Annotated in this window: 13 protein-coding genes and 2 CRISPR repeat arrays; of the genes, 5 read left to right on the forward strand and 8 right to left on the reverse strand. The window is 69.6% G+C overall.

The annotated features are described in order from the left end of the window. Nucleotides 1-205: 205 nt before the first annotated feature. Nucleotides 206-1129, reverse strand: a complete 924-nt coding sequence (locus tag BT364_RS32040) for a LysR family transcriptional regulator (RefSeq protein WP_072488718.1) — start codon at nucleotides 1127-1129, stop codon at nucleotides 206-208. A 71-nt stretch (nucleotides 1130-1200) separates the two neighbouring features. On the opposite strand from BT364_RS32040, the gene BT364_RS32045 reads away from it, so the two are divergent. Both BT364_RS32045 and BT364_RS32050 read left to right on the forward strand, forming a co-directional pair. Beyond that, complete coding sequence (locus BT364_RS32045; protein WP_072488719.1) at nucleotides 1201-1854, forward strand: maleylpyruvate isomerase family mycothiol-dependent enzyme; 654 nt, start codon at nucleotides 1201-1203, stop codon at nucleotides 1852-1854. Nucleotides 1855-2454: 600 nt separating this feature from the next. Next, nucleotides 2455-2808 (forward strand): hypothetical protein, encoded by a 354-nt coding sequence (locus BT364_RS32050; RefSeq protein ID WP_072488720.1) that lies wholly within the window; start codon nucleotides 2455-2457, stop codon nucleotides 2806-2808. 92 nt (nucleotides 2809-2900) lie between these two features. Here BT364_RS32050 and mobF read toward each other — a convergent pair whose 3' ends face one another. The 3 genes from mobF to BT364_RS32060 form a co-directional block, all read right to left on the reverse strand. Further along, a complete protein-coding gene (mobF, locus tag BT364_RS32055) occupies nucleotides 2901-6803 on the reverse strand; it encodes a MobF family relaxase (RefSeq protein WP_072488721.1) in 3903 nt (1300 codons plus the stop codon). A 220-nt stretch (nucleotides 6804-7023) separates the two neighbouring features. Beyond that, a complete protein-coding gene (locus BT364_RS43490) occupies nucleotides 7024-7155 on the reverse strand; it encodes a hypothetical protein (protein WP_256260307.1) in 132 nt (43 codons plus the stop codon). Continuing rightward, nucleotides 7152-7463 carry a hypothetical protein gene (locus BT364_RS32060; protein WP_072488722.1) on the reverse strand — a complete coding sequence of 104 codons (312 nt, stop codon included), beginning with the start codon at nucleotides 7461-7463 and terminating at the stop codon, nucleotides 7152-7154. The genes BT364_RS43490 and BT364_RS32060 overlap by 4 nt, the downstream gene beginning before the upstream one ends. Nucleotides 7464-7677: 214 nt before the next feature. Here BT364_RS32060 and BT364_RS32065 point away from each other — a divergent pair, with 214 nt between their 5' ends. Next, nucleotides 7678-7821 (forward strand): helix-turn-helix domain-containing protein, encoded by a 144-nt coding sequence (locus BT364_RS32065; protein WP_218172471.1) that lies wholly within the window; start codon nucleotides 7678-7680, stop codon nucleotides 7819-7821. 700 nt (nucleotides 7822-8521) lie between these two features. Beyond that, nucleotides 8522-9526: a CRISPR direct-repeat array (repeat unit 29 nt; unit sequence GGGACCATCCCCGCGGGCGCGGGGAGCAG). 542 nt (nucleotides 9527-10068) lie between these two features. Here the strand turns inward: BT364_RS32065 and BT364_RS32075 are convergent. From BT364_RS32075 to BT364_RS32100, 4 genes are all read right to left on the reverse strand, one after another. Continuing rightward, nucleotides 10069-11250 (reverse strand): methyltransferase domain-containing protein, encoded by a 1182-nt coding sequence (locus tag BT364_RS32075; RefSeq protein WP_079179734.1) that lies wholly within the window; start codon nucleotides 11248-11250, stop codon nucleotides 10069-10071. After that, nucleotides 11247-12212: an ATP-grasp ribosomal peptide maturase gene (gene tgmB, locus BT364_RS32080; protein WP_072488723.1), complete on the reverse strand. Its 966-nt coding sequence runs from the start codon at nucleotides 12210-12212 to the stop codon at nucleotides 11247-11249. Before tgmB ends, BT364_RS32075 begins: the two co-directional genes overlap by 4 nt. Before the next feature lie 3 nt (nucleotides 12213-12215). After that, a complete protein-coding gene (gene tgmA / locus BT364_RS41940) occupies nucleotides 12216-12515 on the reverse strand; it encodes a putative ATP-grasp-modified RiPP (RefSeq protein ID WP_072488724.1) in 300 nt (99 codons plus the stop codon). A gap of 561 nt (nucleotides 12516-13076) precedes the next feature. Continuing rightward, complete coding sequence (locus tag BT364_RS32100) at nucleotides 13077-14285, reverse strand: helix-turn-helix transcriptional regulator (protein WP_072488746.1); 1209 nt, start codon at nucleotides 14283-14285, stop codon at nucleotides 13077-13079. Between the two features lie 453 nt (nucleotides 14286-14738). Further along, nucleotides 14739-15012: a CRISPR direct-repeat array (repeat unit 30 nt; unit sequence GGGACCATCCCCGCGGGCGCGGGGAGCAGA). A 301-nt stretch (nucleotides 15013-15313) separates the two neighbouring features. Here BT364_RS32100 and BT364_RS32105 point away from each other — a divergent pair. Together BT364_RS32105 and BT364_RS32110 are read left to right on the forward strand one after the other, a co-directional pair. Next, on the forward strand, nucleotides 15314-16468 hold the full coding sequence (locus BT364_RS32105; RefSeq protein ID WP_072488727.1) for a ParA family protein: 1155 nt from the start codon (nucleotides 15314-15316) through the stop codon (nucleotides 16466-16468). Beyond that, on the forward strand, nucleotides 16465-17787 hold the full coding sequence (locus tag BT364_RS32110; RefSeq protein ID WP_072488728.1) for a ParB/RepB/Spo0J family partition protein: 1323 nt from the start codon (nucleotides 16465-16467) through the stop codon (nucleotides 17785-17787). Before BT364_RS32105 ends, BT364_RS32110 begins: the two co-directional genes overlap by 4 nt. The last annotated feature ends 37 nt before the right edge of the window (nucleotides 17788-17824 follow it).

Raw genomic sequence — 17824 nt, forward strand, 5'->3', positions numbered from 1 at the left:
ATCAGCATCACCTGACCGTGGTTCGGGGCGCCTTCCAAATCCATCGACAAGTGACGTCACTACTGCTCGATAAAGCCACCGACGGGTGTCCTTTGTCAGCGAAGACAGTCGACGGTGACCCTCTGACCAGGGCGGACCATGTTCGTTGGCAAGGGCCTTGAGGCGGGCGTGCTGCTGTTGTTGCCCGCTGTTCGACTTGCCCCGGTCAGCCGGTCCCTGGCGCGGTGAGGGTGGTACGCAGCAGGTCCAGGAGGACGGTGGCTGCAGGGCCGGAGGGACCGTCCGTCCGCCAGGTCAGAGCGACCCGGCCGCGTAGCCGCGGCTCGGTGATCTCCAGCATCCTTAGCCCGAAGGCTGACGCCGAGTCGGCGGACAGGGCCGGAACTACTGCCACGCCGAGGCCGCGGGCGGCGAGCTGTGCAAGGAACAGCGGAGCGGCCGCTTCGAAGGCGATGTGGGGCTGGAACCCGGCCTGCGCGCACGCGCGGTCGAGTACCCCGCGGATGCCTGTGCCACGTGGCAGGCTGATCAGCGGGCGATCGCGGAGCTCGGCCAACGTAATGCTCGTGCGGTCCGGGGACGCGAGGGCGGGGTCATTCGGGGCGACGGCTGCGACCAGGGGTTCGTCGACCAGGACCTGGAGGGAAATGCCCGGCGGGGGCTCCTCGTCCGCGAGTCCGATCACGGCGATGTCGAGTTCCCCCCGGTGCAGCGCGGTGAGCATCCACTCCGAGGTGTCCTCGGTCAGGGCGATCTCCACCTGGGGGTGGTCCGCGTGGAAGCGGGCCAGGATGGGGGCCAGGTCGAACTCATGCGCTGCTGCGCCCGCCCCCGAGACGAGGCCGAGGGTGACCTGGCCGCGGAGCAGCCCGGTGAACTCGTCGGCGGTCTGGCGGACCGCCTCGACGGCACTGATCGCGGCCCGCGCGTACGGCAGCACGGCCTCGCCCACCTCCGTCAGGGTCACCGACCGGCCGGAGCGGTCGAGCAGCAGATGCCCGAGCTCCTTCTCCAACTGCCGGACCTGGGCGCTTACTCCAGGCTGTGCCAGGTGCAGCCGGGCGGCGGCGCGGGTGAAATTGGCTTCCTCCGCGACCGTGACGAAGTACCGCAGCTGCCGAATGTCCATAAGCAATCATTCTAGTTGCGAGACATCCAAACTATTGGACTTATGGTGAGCCTGCCGAGAGCCTTGAAGCCATGGGGAACACGACGCACCGCAGGCCAGCGGCGGACATCAGAGCCGCGATCGCGGCCGAACGCCGAGAGCTGGCAGCCATGCTGGATGGCCTGTCGGCCGAAGAATGGGACGCACCGACCCTGTGCGGGGGATGGCGGGTACGGGAAGTCGCGGCCCACATGACGATGGGGTTCAGGTACTCGCTCTCCAAGACGGCGTGGGAACTGATCAGATCGCGAGGCAGTCTCCACCGGATGACCGATCGATGCGCCCGCAAGGACTCGGCTGCCCATTCGACGCGTGAGCTCGCCGCATTGCTCCGTGACCACGCGGATCACCCCTGGAGGCCGCCGGTCGGCGGGATCGAGGCGGCGTTGGGCCACGACGTGATCCACGGCCTGGACATCACGGTCGCGCTGGGCCTCGACCGCAGGGTCCCCGAAGATCGCGTGCGCATCCTCCTGGAGAGCGTCAACGCCAGAACCCTCAAGTTCTTCAAAGCCGACCTGGGTGGCATCGAACTCCGCGCCGACGACCTCGACTGGTCCTTCGGCACCGGAACACCTCTGTCCGGCGCCGCACAGGATCTCCTCCTGCTCGCATACGGCCGACGGCTCCCCCCAGGACACCTCCGCGGCAAACCAGGCGGTCGCTTCCTCACTGCGCAGGTGTGACCGCGTCAGTCCCCGGACGGTCACCGGTATGCCTGCCGTCCAACGGCGACAGCGGCAGGCAGCAACCCGGTCCACCCTGCGCCGCCCCGGTCGTGACCGCCACCCCGGTCGCCTGCGCCGGGAAGGGCCAGATCGTTCTGTCCGTAGCTGGGAAGGACCCCGTCCGCCAGTGGACTGTGACGGCGTCCCGCTTCGCCAGCGTCTCACTGCCTCAGCGGCCAAGGTCAGGATCGACTCCGAGGCGAGGTTCTGGTTCTGAGCGGCGGCCACGGTGTCGGCATCGGGGCGCTCGCGGAGTGGACTGCTGTAGGCCAGGGCAGTGCCGGAGAGCTTGAGCAGTGCTTCGCCATCACCCGGATCACCGCAGTCCGCCGGGTGGTGAAGTGGTGACCCGCGCGACCGAAGGGCATCCCGTCATGCACGAGCACGAAGAGGTCTTCCACCCGTGGGGCACCGTGTCTCCCGCGTTCTGGGGAGCCCCCGCGCTCGCCTCTGCCGAGCAGGCCGGGCCCGGGGCGCGTACACCGGAGGTGCTGCGCGAACGCCTGGCCCGCAATCGCCGCTGCGGCATCCGGTGGCCGACTGCGGGATGCCGCGTGGATGGCGTACGAGCTCGACACCGAGATCGCCGCCGAGTACGGCACCGAGCATCTGAACGTCGTCCACATCCGGGAGGTCCGCGGGCATCTCGCTCATCTGATGGGCGACCATGCCGCGGCGCTCGGGTGGTATCTGCACACCGCCCGCCTGCGGGCGACGGTCCAGGGGCCTCGGCATCCCGACACCGAGGAGGCGACCCGCCGCGTCTACAGCCTCTGGCGAACCGTCCCCGCCCAGGACGCCCACCGTCTCGGCACCGAGCTCCTCAGTACGGTCACCGACATCCACGGACCCGACGCACCGGTTGCTCTCCGGACCCGCCGACGGCTGGACTCCCTCGTCCGGAACAACTGACTCCGTCCGGCTCGGTCGTGGGGGTTTGTTGTCCGCGGACAACAGACTGTCTGTTGTCCGCGGACAACAAACCCCCACGACCACACGGTCTTTCAGCGGCCGAGGCCTGGCCCTGGCCGCCCCTGGGGCTGCGGAGAGGCGGCACGGTTGCGATGGCCGGCTTCCCGGGTGGCGCGTCGGAGGTTCTGCCCGGCCTGACGTGCGGCTGCGGCTTCCCGCGCTGCCAGCGACCGCTGTTCCGTCTCACGGACCGCCTGCCCAGGGGTGAACCGGGCCCGTAGCTCGGCTTCCACACGCAGCCCGCAGGCCTTACGTGTCTCCAGGGCGGCAATCGTGCGCTGCTCCGCCGCCTGCCGGAGAAGCTCCTCGTGCCGGTCCGCGTCAGCACGGCTCAGGCGGACGGCGAGGGCAGGCAGTTGGGCGCGGCACTCGGTGATCCGGTCGGACAGCGGTCTGTCGGAGTCGGTTCCGGTGGATCTGTGGATCCGGTCCCTGACGCTGTCGCGCAGGGCCCGGGCCCGGGCCCGCAGCTCGGCTGCCCGGTCGTCGAGTTCCGTGATCTGCCGGGTACGGTCCTCGATCCTGGCGTGCATGACGTCGGCGGCCTCCCTCATCCGGCGCCGCCCGGTGAGCACGGTCCTCTTCAGGGCGAGGCGGGCGACGATCTTCCGCTCGGCGTCGCCCTCGATACGGTTCGACTCGCGCAGCCTGGCAAGTTGGAGGTCGACGGCGTCGGCCTGCTCCTCGGCACGCACGGCGCGGGCGAGATCGCTGTCCGCCGTGTCCAGGTGCCGGCTGATCTGTGCGAAGGTCCGGCGCGCCGGTGCCTGGCCGGTACCGAGAACGGCGGCGAGCTCCTCGGCCTGCCGTGCGTACGTCCGTGCCCGCTCCGTGGCGATCGCCGCGTCCCGGTTGGCCTGCTGGACACCGGGCTCCAGTTGGGCCGTGGCCAGATGCCCCCATTCCCGCTCGTTCCAAGGCGTCACTGCCGCGGGCGGGATCGTCGGCATCGAACGCCCTGCGGTGGTGAGCTCGTCGGTGACCATGACGTCGCCGCGCTCCGCCTCCAGCAGCCGCCCGCACGCCGCGACGGCGCGGTCCAGTCGTTCGCCGTCGGTACGGACTTCACCGAAGCGGATCCGGGTGACGTCGTCCTCGAGTTCGTCGAGCGGCAGGAAGAGGTGCGATTCCAGCCGGGCCCGGGACATGGCCGGGTACAGCGAACGGGAATCGGCATGCAGACCGTAGGCGATCGTCAGGTCCGAGGTGAGCCCCTGGGCGGAACCGATCGTCATGGCGTAGCCGTGGGTCAGCCGGCCCTCGGCGATGTCCTTCCTCGACATCCACGCGGTCTGCGTGACATGCCCGCCGCCGGGGCGTCGACGGCACCATTCCACCCGTACCCCCCGCTCGTCGTCCACTTCGAGGACGACACCGCGGAAGCCGTTGAGCACGTCGGGCTGGGACAGGTCGCGGCGGGAGCGGTAGTCGTTGCGCCGGATGTGGACCAGGTCTCCGGCGGCGAAGGCGACCCGGCCGCCGCCGGCAACTGCGTACGTACGGCCCGCGTCCAGCTCTCCGGAGGCGACCAGGACGGCGCGGGCCCCTGCGTTGAGCGCGGCCACGTCCGCCCGCCGTGCAGCGAGCAGCAGCAGATCGGCGACCTGCCCGTGTGGATCCCCGGCCCATCTGCCGCGTACCTCGTTCCAGCGCGCGAGCATGGAGGTCAGGGCCTCGGTGGCGGTGTCATCGGCGTGTACGTGACCGTGTGCGGCGTACGCCGAGAGGGCTGTCGTGCGGCCTCCGTCGCGCCAGTCCTGCAGCGCCGCTCTCTCGACGACGTCCCCCTGGCGCCGGTTCTCCGTCAGCTGCAGCCCGTCGACGAGCCGGTGGATCCGGGCGAAGCCGCCGCCGATGCCGACGGCGCGCAGCTGCAGCGGATCGCCGACACCGGCGATCTTCGTGCCGGTCCGGGCGGCATGCCGGAGCAACGTGGCAAGGGCGCGGTCGTCGACCATGGCTGCCTCGTCGATGACCAAGACGCCAACGCCGTCGAGACCGCGGCCGCCGCTGATCTCACGCGTCCAGGCGGCGATCGTCCGGGACTCGATGCCTGCCTCGGCGGCAAGGTTGGCGGCCGCCACGGCCGCCGTGCTCGCTCCGGCAACGGTCAGGCCGGCGGCCTCCCACCCAGCCCGGGCGGCACTCATCAAGGTGGTCTTGCCCGCACCCGCGACACCGATCACGGCGTCGGCCCCGTGCCCGGCGGTGAGCAGACGCATCACGACGGCGCGCTGCTGAGGGGAGAACCGGAAGGCGCGGCCGGACGTGGACTGGGCGACTTCGACGGTGGCGATCGTCAGCTCGGCGGCCTCGGGCGTCAGCTGCGCCAGGCCCGCGCCCAGACCGGCCGTCGCGCACTCGATGATGGTCTGCTCGGCCGCGACGACGCCGCTGTGCGTGTAGCGCTGACGGTGTGTGCGGTGGTGCCGGTTGGAATCCGCGAGACGTACGGCATGCCCGTCGACGGACAGGACCTCGTCGGTCAGCGCGACCAGCTGGTCCTTGCTCAGCAGGTAGGGCAACGTACGTGTGACGGCGGCCATGACGTGGGTGTGGGTGACAGCCTTCCGGCCTGCGGTCAGCCCATGACCGGGATCCCAGATCTGCGAGGCGATCTCCTGCGGACCCGGCATCAGCGGCCAGTCACCACCGGGCCACGACGGTGCGGGCCCGTCGGGTCCGTCGGGCCCGGGAAGCGCGGCCGCGACCATCGCGTCAACGGCTGCCTCGCCGCCCAGCACCGCCGCGGCGCGCGTCCGCCAGTTGTGGCGTGGCGCCTCTGCCGCCGCCTCGTCCTTGGCCTGAGCCGTACGCCTCGCGGCGGCCCTCATCCGATCACGGCCGGCGTCCCTGCCGACGAGGTCGAGGACTTGCTGCCGACGACGCGAGAAGGCACTGCGCAGGTCCCCGTCGACGCCTACGAGTTCCCACGCCCCTGTGCTCTCGCTCCGGGCGAACCGCGCACCGTGACGCTCGATCAGCCGGGCGCGCAGCCGGGCCTCGGCAATCTCGTTGATCAGGTGCACATGCCGGAGCAGGTCCTCCGCCCCGGCCGCGATGGTGCGCCACTTCCCGTCCTCGCAGCGCGCCATGTGCGCAATGTTGACGTGAACGTGCAGGTGCGGGTCGCCCGGGGACGCGTCCACCGGTCGGGCGGAGCGGTGCAGCGTCGTCCAGCCGATCAGCCCGGAGGTGGCCACCCGCTCGGCGCGCTGCCCGTCACCGTGGTGACCGGCCAAGCCATAGGCCGTCCACTCCTCAAGAGCCCCGACCGCTTCGGTCACCGAGGCCATCCACTCGCCCTCGATCGCCGCAGCCAGTTCCTCGCCGGCGAGCGCGTACGCGGTGCTGATGGATTTCGGGAGGTCGAGAGAGAGGTCGACGCCGCGCAGTCCGACGTCGACGCGATGGTTGCGCCACCGGTTCGCCTCGGCGATCACATCGCCACCGTAGAGCTGCTCGACCGACAGCCCGGCAGCCGCGGCCAGACGCCCGGCATCACCGACCGGCAGCAGGTGCGCCTCCCCGTCGCGGACGATCCCGCGCTCGGCACGTGCGAAGCGGCTCGCCAGCGCCTCGTTGCCGAGGTACTGCGCAGCAGTCATCCCGTCAGCGGCCGCGAGCTCGGTGATCGCGTCGACCACGACGCGCGCGGTCACCTTTCCGCGCGGGTCCAGCTCCCGCTTGCGCTTCACCAACCGCTCACCGGTACGCCAGTCCCGGCCGTCCATCAGCGCCCGCGCGGCATCCGGATCGACAGGCTCTCCCGCGACCAGACCCAGCTCCGTCAGCCCGCTCCCGATCCACCGCAGGTCACTCGCAGCCGCGAGCCGGTACTCGACCTCGGCATCCGACGACTGATCACAGCCACAGTCTTCTGCGAGCCGGTACTCGACCTGCTCGGGAGCCACGATCGGGGTCGCCCATCCCACTGGCCGGCCCCTTTCCCTGACGACTCGTCCACTCAGCGAACCATGATCATTTCTTGATGATACCTGAGGTACTTTCCATTTTGGGCGATGGAGCCTCTGGTCGCGGGGGGTCGTGGTCGGTTTGTTGTCCGCGGACAACAAACCGACCACGACCCCCGTCTGTCATGAGGATGCCAGTGGGTTCTGCCACTGAGTGTCAGTGGTTCTGCCATGAGGTCTGTCAGTAGGCAGTGGCGTCGTCGGAGTCCGTGAGGCGAAGACTGTGGGAGAGGCTCGCGTTGTGCTGGCGGCGGCTCAGTTCCTCGCCCCAGCCGCGCGGCTTGTGGCGGGGCGGTTCGTAGCGGCGGTTCACAGGTGCTCCCACATCGGCGGCGAAGAGATGGCTGTCAAGGTGGCGGGCGTGCATCCAGTCGGCGCCGCGGTGGTCGGGGAGCAGGCCGATGGTGTCGCCGTCGCGGCAGACGCGCGGTGCATCCAGAACGGGTCGATGCCGAGCCGTCGGCAGGTGCGCTTGGTCATCGGGCGAAGGGCCCGCCCGATGGCGGGGAGCTCGGGCTGCGTCGTGTCGGTGAAGCAGGGGCCGCGGGTGCCGGAGCCTTCGGCCCGGCGGTGCGCGAGGTGGGCGGCGACGATCTCGGCGGCGCACGGGGGCAGCGGCACCTTGGGGGTGCTGTGTCCGTACGTGGGCGCTCGTCGCCGGGTTCGGTGCCGGGCCGGAGCGCCCAGTCGGCGCGGATGAGCCGGGCCGACTCCTCGCTGCTGAGGTAGAGGTGGCGGCCGTGCTCATCGAGATTGCGGCACAGCAGGTGGGCGGAGCGGTCGGGGCTGGCGTTGAAGTGTCGTCAACGAGCAGCTGCTGCGCGCCACCCGCGACATGCTGCCCAACCCCGACAACAGCATCGAGACGATCGCTGGGCTCCTCGGCGTCTCGGTCGGCACCCTCTACAACCACATCCCCGAACTCAAGGAACTGCGGACTTCCCGCATCCCCGCCCAGCTCGAAAGGAACGCCCGGTGATCCCGCAGCCGCACCGGATGAAAGGAGGGGCGCCGTCCTGGAAGCCCACCTCGGCGAGGTCGGTCCGTTCGGCCCGTACGGCGCGGACACCGGCGACGATTGCCGACAAGCACAACAACCTGGTGCACGCCGAGCCGCGAGAAGAAGGGACGGACCGATGACCACGCTGTGGTGGATGGTGCTGTCCGCGCTCTGGAATCCCGACGCCCCGGCCGTTCCGGCATGCACCCTACCGCTGGCAGTACAACCCTGACGAGCATCCCGCCGCCTGCTCGCCTACTTCCTCCAGTCCTGCCTGCCGACGGACGGCACACCCCTGCCCCAGCCCGCGCCACTCCGCCTTGACGACCTCTACAAGCCACCGCATCCAACGGGGTGACCGCCGGCATCCGCCCGGGGCACGCGCCCCCGACGTGGATGTTTCTCAGACCCCACCACCGCACTGCCGTCATTTCTGCTCGACATTTCGGAGCCTCGTGATCGCCAACCGCCTCCGAAGACCGTCGACAAACGCTGTTCCTGGAAATCAACGAAGCCATCAGGTGGCAGGACGACTGACGTTCTCATGGCAGACGACAGTCGGTTTGTTGTCCGCGGACAACAAACCGACCACAACAGGCTCGTTCCGAATGGAGGCTGGTGAACATCCCCGCGGGTGCTGGATTCAGACCTGCACCGTCCGGATGATCCTGACCGCCCCGGGACCATCCCCGCGGGCGCGGGGAGCAGTGCCCTTGTACGACTTGTTGTCGGCGCGGGCGGGGACCATCCCCGCGGGCGCGGGGAGCAGAACGTCCGCACCTGGTGGAGGAGCAAGAGGGAGGGACCATCCCCACGGGCGCGGGGAGCAGAACTCCCTCTTCGACTTCCACCACGTGCGGACGGGACCATCCCCGCGGGCGCGGGGAGCAGTCGTCTGGACGTGCCACGTCGGAGGGCCGTACGGGACCATCCCCGCGGGCGCGGGGAGCAGCGGACTCGAACACCTTCGAGGCCGGGCTTCGTGGGACCATCCCCGCGGGCGCGGGGAGCAGTCGCTGAGGAGGGTGGCGGCGGCCAGGTTGTCGGGACCATCCCCGCGGGCGCGGGGAGCAGGGAAGGCGCCGGCCGTCGCCATGCCTACCGCCGGGACCATCCCCGCGGGCGCGGGGAGCAGGATCAACGGGCGCTGCAGTCACATTTAAGGGAGGGACCATCCCCGCGGGCGCGGGGAGCAGGGCGGGTCCGCCGTCGTCGACCTCTTCGTCTCGGGACCATCCCCGCGGGCGCGGGGAGCAGCGGACACGCCGAAGATCCAGAGTCGCGATGGGGGGACCATCCCCGCGGGCGCGGGGAGCAGCGGACACGCCGAAGATCCAGAGTCGCGATGGGGGGACCATCCCCGCGGGCGCGGGGAGCAGTCGTCGGCGGCCTTGAACAGCGGCTTCGTCACGGGACCATCCCCGCGGGCGCGGGGAGCAGAAGCCGACGGTGCTGGAGGCCACGCACTTACCGGGACCATCCCCGCGGGCGCGGGGAGCAGCTGATGGCCACGTGCGTTCCGGCGTGGTTGATGGGACCATCCCCGCGGGCGCGGGGAGCAGGCGATCCAACAGCGCACCGCGCAGGTGTCGACGGGACCATCCCCGCGGGCGCGGGGAGCAGAAGGTGATCAGGTTCTTGTAGGTGTCGTCCTTGGGACCATCCCCGCGGGCGCGGGGAGCAGACTCCCTGACCTGCCGTTCTTCCCTCAGCTGGAACGCTTTTGAACCAGTTTCAAAGAATCCGACATCAAGCCCAAAACTGACCTTTCACGCCAGAGTGCCACCACTGCCGGGAGCACACAGCCCTCGGCACCACCGCCCAAGGGTAGCCACGAGTCACAGCCCTCTTGAATGCGTTCCCTTGGCACCACGTCAGTTCTGCCCTCTCGCACACCCCACCGACACAAAGCCAGATCTCGCACGCCCACAAACATCAGAACGCCCCGCACCGCCTCAACACTGCCCAATCCGGCAGTGCGACTTCCGCCAACCGCCCCTACTTCGGCGAAGCAACGTTCGCGGGCCGCACCGACCTCCACGGTGCGATTCCACCAACCACGCCGACTTCAGCCGCGTGGCCGTCCAGCGAAAGCATTCCCGGCATCACCTCCGCGGGCCCGGAAAACAGGCCCGCTCTTGGCTGGCCGACGCGATGCAGCCACGAGCGGGAGATCGGTGCCGCCGCTCGTGCGGGTACAGCGTCGGCCGTTGGAGCGTTCGGCAGTCAGACGGGGATGTCCCAACGGGTCCCGTCGGGGATGTGCCAGACGTACGCGGTCCCGTCTGCCTCACGGGCGTAGCCGAACCTGTCGTGCGAGGGGCGGCCAGAGTCGTTCCACCAGCGCCATGCATCCTCGACCCGGGTCCAGAGGCCGGGGTCGCCGCCGTAGGTGACCGTACTCACGGCGTCGCCGGCGAGAGGCAACCGGGCCCACGACCCGTCAGTTCCCTGGATCTGGAGAGCCATGGCACCGGATTCGTCGACGTGGTACACGATCTCTGCTCGGGGCAGGTACAGGGCGAGGAGCAGGCGGAAGGGGTAGTGGCTGCGCACGTCTGCGGCGGTGACGGGCGACGGCCACGTGCCCATCTCGGCAGCGCGCTCGGGCCGTTGCGGCACTGCGTACGTGCGGGCCTCGCTGCGGGCTGCCATGAATCGGCCGGCGGTCGCGGTGAAGTGGCCGAGGGCGCGGCCCTGCTCGTCGACCTCCAGGCGGACGAGCCCTCCCTCGATACCGAGGGCGACGTCGGCGACCAGGATGGTTCCGGGCCTGCTCTGCTCGATCCAGGCGGCCGGGACGGCCGGGACAGCACAGGTCGCGATGATCCGGTCGAACCTGTCCCCTGCGGGGTAGCCCCGGGTTCCGTCGCCGGGGACGAGCTGCGGCGTGAAACCCGCGGACGACAGATGGTCCTGCGCGGTGCGGACGAGGTCGGGATCGATGTCGACGGAGTGCACGAGGTGTTCGCCGAGGCGTGCGCTGAGCAGCGCGGCGTTGTAGCCGGTGCCGGTGCCGATCTCGAGGACGCGGTCGCCGTCCTGGACGGCCAGGTCCTCGAGCATTCCGGCCATGAGGCTGGGCAGGGTGCTGGACGAGGTGGGGATGCCGGTCCATGCGGTGCCGTCTACCTGTTCGGCGGTGTCCGGATCGAGGGCGGTCACGAGCGTCTGATCGCGGTAGACGGCGGACAGGTCGTCGGCTGTGGTCACGCCGTGGTGCTCGCGCCATACGGCGATGCCCCGGTCGTTCGTCTCCTGCCTGAACCAGCGGGGCACGAACAGATGCCGGGGCACACTTGAGAACGCCTGGGACCACACAGGGGTCCGGATCGCCCCGGACCGGGTCAGTCCGTCAGCGAGGCCGGCCATGTAGGGGCGTGCTTGGGTGATGGTCGGAGCGTTCATGCGGGGACTCCCAGCAGTTCGTCGGCGATGGCCTTCGCGATGTCCAGGCCGGTGGCGTGCTCGATCCAGTCCCACTGGCCGCACGGGTTCGCCTCCAGGAACGTCCACTCGCCGTCCGGCCCGACGACGAAGTCCATCGCGGCGAACCGCAGACCGAGGGCCGACATGTAGCGGCGTACGCCTTCGGCGACGTCGTCGGGCGTGGTGGTGGTGCGGTAGGTGAGCGAGGCGTAGTCGCTGCGCCAGTCGGTGTGTGCAGCGGCGCTGCCGGCGTGGACCTCGGCGGCGAACAGGCGGTCTCCTGCGACGGTGAGGCGTACCTCGTGTGCCTTGTCCACCCATGCTTGGAAGAGGTGGGCGGTGGTGTCGATGCCGCGCAGGTCGTCGAGGTCGGCCTCGGTGACGCGGTGGGTGTACACGGCCTTGAGCTGGTCGCCCTCGACGAATACGGGGGTGGCGACCGGCTTGCAGATGACGGAGCCGCCGACGTCGCCGACGAACGCCCGGACGGCGTCCGGGGTGTTGGTGATGAGCGTCGGCGGGATGGTCAGGCCGGCCTGCCGTGCGGTGGCGAGTTGGAGCGGCTTGTACTCGGCGCGGGACATGGCGGCCGGATGGTTGACCCATCGGCAGTCGAGCGCGGTGATGATGCCGCCGAGACCGGCGCGGGCCTGGGCGGCGGCAAACCGGCGTTCGGGCTCCGACATGGCAGTGGGAAGGGCGAAGGGGTTCGGGGCGCGGTAGTAGACGGCGGAGATGTCGGCGAGGTCGACGGCGCGGTGGGCGGTGGTGAGTCCGCCGGCCCACCCTTGCCGGGCGTCGATGCGCCCGGCAAGGGTGAGTTCCTGCGGGAACTCGGCGGTGTCCATGCGGAACACCTCCGCGCCGCCGTCCGTGAGCGCCTTGACGACGCGGTCGGTCGGCCAGTCGTCGCGTGCTGCGATCACGAGAACGGTGGGCATGGGTCAGTCCTTCGGGCCCTCGTCGAGCGGCGGCGGGTTGTCGACGGACCCGTCCGGGATGGTGGGTGTGTGGGTCTGCATGAAGGGGAGCGGCCCGTCGTAGAGGCCGACGGACATCTGTAACTCGTTGTCGTAGACGGCCTGCGGTTTCACGATGGCCCGGGTGGCATCGGGGGTCCGGGCGAACCGGAGGACCCATGGGCGGGTGGGCGCGCTGCTCGGCGGCTCGTCGCCGCGCACGGTGCGCGTTCCTTCGGGCGCGAGCGGGAAGACTTCCCGCGGGTCCGCAATGGCGGTGATCATGTGCCGTTCCTCCTGTAGCGGGTTGGTCCTGCAATGTGGCGGGGTGTGCCCTGGCCGCACCGGGCGCACTCGCAGGATGGGTACGCGGATGTCCGGGGCAGATCCTTGAGCGGGACAACCTCGGACTTCGGACGGACAACGCGTGTCCGTCCGTGCCGGTCTACCTCGTACACCTTGATCGTCATCCCCATTTGGACGATCCCCGATCGTCCCAGCAGCGACGGCAGCACCGAGGGAACCAATTGGCAGCCGTACCGTGCGCGTCAATGGGACGCGGCCCAAGGTCGTGCGCCATTCCGATGGCCAGCGTGACCGCGCACCAGACGCAATACGCGCCGCGCTGCTGCCCGTCGGACAGAGACTGAACGGGAGGCAAGTCGATGGTGGTCATGGGCACCCCTGGCTGTGGAGTGGAGTGGAGTGAATTGCGTGCCGGCCAATCCTGACGAGGCCGACGCCGCGGCATGGGGGTCACGCTATGAGAGCGCGCGATCGCACCCCAGGGGCAGAGTTCACCAACCGACAGCGGGCCTGCTCTGTAGGTAGGACGTTGCGTCCTACCTACAGAGCAGGGTCAACACCGAGTCGTGAAGCCAGACCGCGCAAAGTCGAGTTACGACGACGCTCCGCCTCCAGCATCTCCTGCACAGTCGCGGCCGCAAAGGTCTGGAAGCGGATCCACTCCGGCTGGTCGGCCTCGACCTCCAGGAGCAGCTCCAAGGCCCCCGGACTGTCGCCGGTCTGGTATCGGGCCTGCGCGACGTCGACCCGGTACGAAGCGGAGTGCACCGGTCGGCTGATCTCCGAGAGATCCACTTTCGCGGAGGCGGACAGCGCGGTGTCCGGCCGGCCCGTCGTCCCGGCGAGCGCCACGTTGACTCGCTGGGTCCGCACGTCGGTGACGGAGAACGCGCTGCCGTAGGCGCGGAGGGGCCCTGACTGGACAGCGGCCGACTCGGCCAGGGTCAGCAACTCCAGGGCCTGGTCGTGGTTGTCACTGCGGGCGGCCGGGGTTGCTGCGGCGATCAACAGGTTGCCGTACACAGCCAGTTGATTCGCTGTCGCCCGTCGGCGCGCAGGTTCCAGTTGGTCCGCCTTCCGCTCAGCCACGGACTGCGCCTGCTCCCAGCGGCCCTGGCGCAGCAGTACCCAGGACAAGGTGGAGACACCCATGCCTTCGAGGAGCGGATCGGAGGCTCGGGCGGCGGCGGCAAGTTGCTTCTCGACGGCGGTGTACGCCCAGTCGGGATGCCCGGACTGGGTGGAGAGGGACGCGGCCAGCTGGTAGGCAAGGGCGAGTTGCGCCCATACCTGCTCGGTGTCGTGCTGACGGGCGGTGGCCTGGCCGTCGCGGAGAAGTCCGGGCAGGACCGCGGCAAGGTGGGAGTAGTCGCCCGCCCAGTAACTGTTGGTCGCCGTCTGTACCTGGGCGGTCCACTCTGCTGGGCTGGGCGGGTCTTCGAGGTTGTCGTCGCCGAGGACGCCCGGCAGTGAGCCAGGGTCTTGAATGGCGTCACGGAGGGCGATCAAACCGCCGCCGTCGTCGGAGAGTTGCTGGGTCACGGTGAGCTGTCCTACGAGGCGTTCCAGTTGGACATCCAAGGCACGGGCGAGTCCGCGTAACGTGTTGATCCGCGCGGACTCCCGAACCCCCTGCTCCAGCTTGCGGATGGTGTCCACCGACACAGAGGCGCGTTGGGCGAGCTGCTCTTGGGTGATGTCACGGAACTCGCGCAGTACGCGGATGCGGTCTCCGATGGAAACGTTCATGTGAACCCCCGCCAGAAGGTGTGTCACCACCGTACTCCGGACCCACAGAACCACCCCCTGCTCGGCCGTAGCCGGGCAGGGGCCGCAGTGGTCATGAGCGGCGGCGGTACGGCGGCAGCCCGAAGACAGTCGGGCCAGTTCGTCTTCCCGGTGACGGGACCATCCACTCGGGCGCGGAGAGCGGGGTCACCAGCTGCTGGCCCGGCACCTGTTCCGGGGCCCATCCCCGCGGGCGTAGCGAGCAGACCGTCACCCGTGAGGGCGTCACCTACGACATGGGACCATCCCCCGGGCGCGGGGAGCAGCGCTGCCCGGCCATGGCGAGCGCCAGGCCGTGGGGACCATCCCCGCGGGCACGGGGAGCAGAGCCGACGGATGTACGCGGGCATGTCAGGGTGGGGACCATCCCCGCGGGGAGTAGATCGTCCGCGACCCCGACCGCGTCGCCGACCCGGGACCATCCCCGCGGGCGCGGGAAGCAGACGGCGGGACGCCTGGGAAAGCAGAGAGCAGTGGGACCATCCCCGCGGGCGCGGGGAGCAGAGGTGCTCCGGCTCGACCCGGATCGCCTTCACGGGACCATCCCCGCGGGCGCGGGGAGCAGAACTCCCGCTTCGACTTCCACCACGTGCGGACGGGACCATCCCCGCGGGCGCGGGGAGCAGCCCGCCAGGCCGTCGCCCAACAGCGGACCGCCGGGACCATCCCCGCGGGCGCGGGGAGCAGACTTCCTGACCTGCTGTTCTTCCCTCAGCTGAGGCGCTTTTGAAGCAGTTTCAGTAAATCCGACATCAAGCTCAAAGTTGACCTTCTTTGCCGAGATGCCGCCACCTCCGACGGAAGTAAGCCCCCTCGACTCCACCACCCCAAGGGTAGTCACGAGCCACAGCCGCCCGTGAGCCGTTCTCGGGCACGCCCCCTTGGCACCACGTCACCTCCCCTCCCCCGCCCTCCTTCCGCGCGACACGCCCCCAACCCCCCTCCCCCAGATGCACCAAAACGACCACCGCAGTGAGTAAGGTAGCCCCATGACCGTTCCATACTCCCCCGACGACCGGGAAAAGGTAGTCGCCAAGCTGCCAGTGGCCCTCCGCCAGGAACTCAAGGTCAGAGCAGCCGAGTTCGGCGTCGATATCAAGGACGCCGTAACGGAAGGTGTTCAGGCCTGGCGTACGGATGCCTCCGAGCGCGCCCTCGTGGACACCACCGGAGGGACCTCGTTCGCCACCTATCTCCCCGCCGGCCTCTACGGGGAGTTCAAGGAGGACTGCAAGCAGCGGGGCATCCCCTTCAATCAAGGGATCGCGCAGTCGATCCGGCTCTGGCTCGACACGCACCCCTCTCCCCGCCGCCCGGCTCGCCGGACCGGAGCGCGTCGGATCATCTTCGGCAACCAGAAGGGCGGTGTGGGCAAGACGGCTACCTCTTCCGGGGTGGCCCAGGCTCTCGCCGAGGCCGGGAATCGCGTTCTGCTCATCGACTTCGACCCGCAGGGCCACCTCACCAAGCAGCTCGGCTACGACCTGTTCGACATCGACGAGCCGAGCCTCGCCAAGTACATGCTCGGTGAGGCCAAGGACGAACTGCGCAGCCTGCTCGTCCCGATAGAGGAGGGTGTCTTCGGAGGCCGGCTGTTCATGCTGCCTGCGTGCAAAGACGCATTCCTTCTCGACGCGAAGCTCGCGACCAGCCGTTTCGTGCGGGTGAAGGAGACGGCTCTGGAGAAGGCGCTGGAGCCGCTGGAGCAGAAGTTCGACTACATCGTGGTCGACTGCCCGCCGAGCCTCGGGTACTCCATGGACACCGCTCTGTACTACTGCCGCACGCGCGAGGGCGAGGAGCCGGGTACGTCCGGCATCTTCATCCCCGTGCTGGCCGAGGACTCCTCCGCGGATGCCTACGACATGCTCTACGACCAGATCCAGGATCTGAGCGCCGACATGGACGTCGAGATCTCGATGCTCGGCTTCATCGTCAACATGTACGACAGCCGCAAGGGCTACATCGCGACCTCCTCGCTCAACAGCTGGAAGGAGATCGGGGACCCGCCGGTCGCGGGGGTCATGCCCGAGCTCAAGGAACAGCGCGAGGCTGTGCGCGTCAAGCAGCCCCTGCTCAGTTATGCGCCGGACTGTGAGCAGTCCGAGGTCATGCGCACCGTCGCCCGGAGGATCACTTCATGAGCGTCGCCGACCGGCTCGGCACGGGTTCGTCCTTTGGCAGCGTGCCGCGCGGCCGCAGCGCCCGCGGCAGGGCCAAGGCCCTTGTCCAGGGAGACGTCCCGGCGTACGAGCTCCAGCGCCTGCGTCTTGCCGAGGTCTCGCCCACTCCGCTCAACCCCCGGCGCAACTTCGGTTCGGACGACGACCTGACGCGCTTCGGGGAGGAGCTGCGTACCGCGCAGCTCGCCGCCTGCGTGGCTGTGTCCCGGGATGCCTACCTCAGGCTCTGGCCCGAGCACGAGGACACGATCGGCAGCTGCGCCTTTGTGCTGGTCAACGGTGAGCGCCGCTACCGCAGCGCCCTGCATGTGGCGCTCGACGTGCTGGACTTCGTCGTACGCGACGATCTGGCGGCCTCCCGCGAGGAGTTTGTCGACCATCTCCTCAAGGAGAACCTGGAGCGCGAGGACTTCGACGTCGTCGAGCGGGCCCGCGGTGTGCTGGAGCTCGTCCGGGTGTGCAGCGAGGAGTCGGAGAAGGGCGCGCGGACACGTGCGGCCAAGCGCCTGGGGCGCGACCGTTCGTGGGTGACCAACCAGCTCGCTCTCCTGGAGCTGCCCGATGAACTGCAGACGATGCTCAGCCGGGGCTCGCTGCCCGAGCGTGACGGCAGGCTGCTCGCGCGCCGGCTGAAGGACGAGCCGGGGCTGGACGGGGCATCGCTGCTCTCCTACTTGAAGGACACCCGGGAGCAGGAGGCCCGGGTCCGTGACGAGGAGAAGGCTCTGCTGCAGCAGGCCAGGCAGCAGAAGCAGGTGCCCGCTCCTCAACCTCCCCTGGACGATGCGGGCACGGCGAGCACCGCCACGCCTGACGAGGCACCGGCAGCAGGCACCGGCGGGCTGCCGGACGGTTTGTTGTCCGCGGACAACAAACCGCTGGACAGCGTGACGCCGGGTCGCGTGTTGTCCGCGGACAACACGCTGCAGGAGGAATCGGCAGCGGATGCGTCCGGCTCTGCCGCCTCTCCCCCGCCCGCGGGTGCGGCCGCCGTGTTGTCCGCGGACAACAAACTCGAGGCTCCCGGCAGCGCCGGCCACTCCCCCGCCCTCTCGGCACCACAGTCCGGAGATGTCCCCGCCCACGCCACCGTGTTGTCCGCGGACAACACGCACGCGGCCTCAGCGGAGGACGGGGGCCAGGGTTCCGGGGACGGACGAAGCCGCCTCCTGGTGCGTCAGCTCGGGACATCGGTGAGGGAACAGGCCCGTACTCTCGCGGCCGGTCTGACACCGGACGAGCTCTCGCAGTTGCTCGGAGAACTTCGCGCCTACGTATGACCTGTGACCTGCCTGGTGGGTGTGTCGCCGAGGGGGC

The organism is Streptomyces atratus (assembly GCF_900119365.1).
GTDB classification, from domain to species: domain Bacteria; phylum Actinomycetota; class Actinomycetes; order Streptomycetales; family Streptomycetaceae; genus Streptomyces; species Streptomyces atratus_B.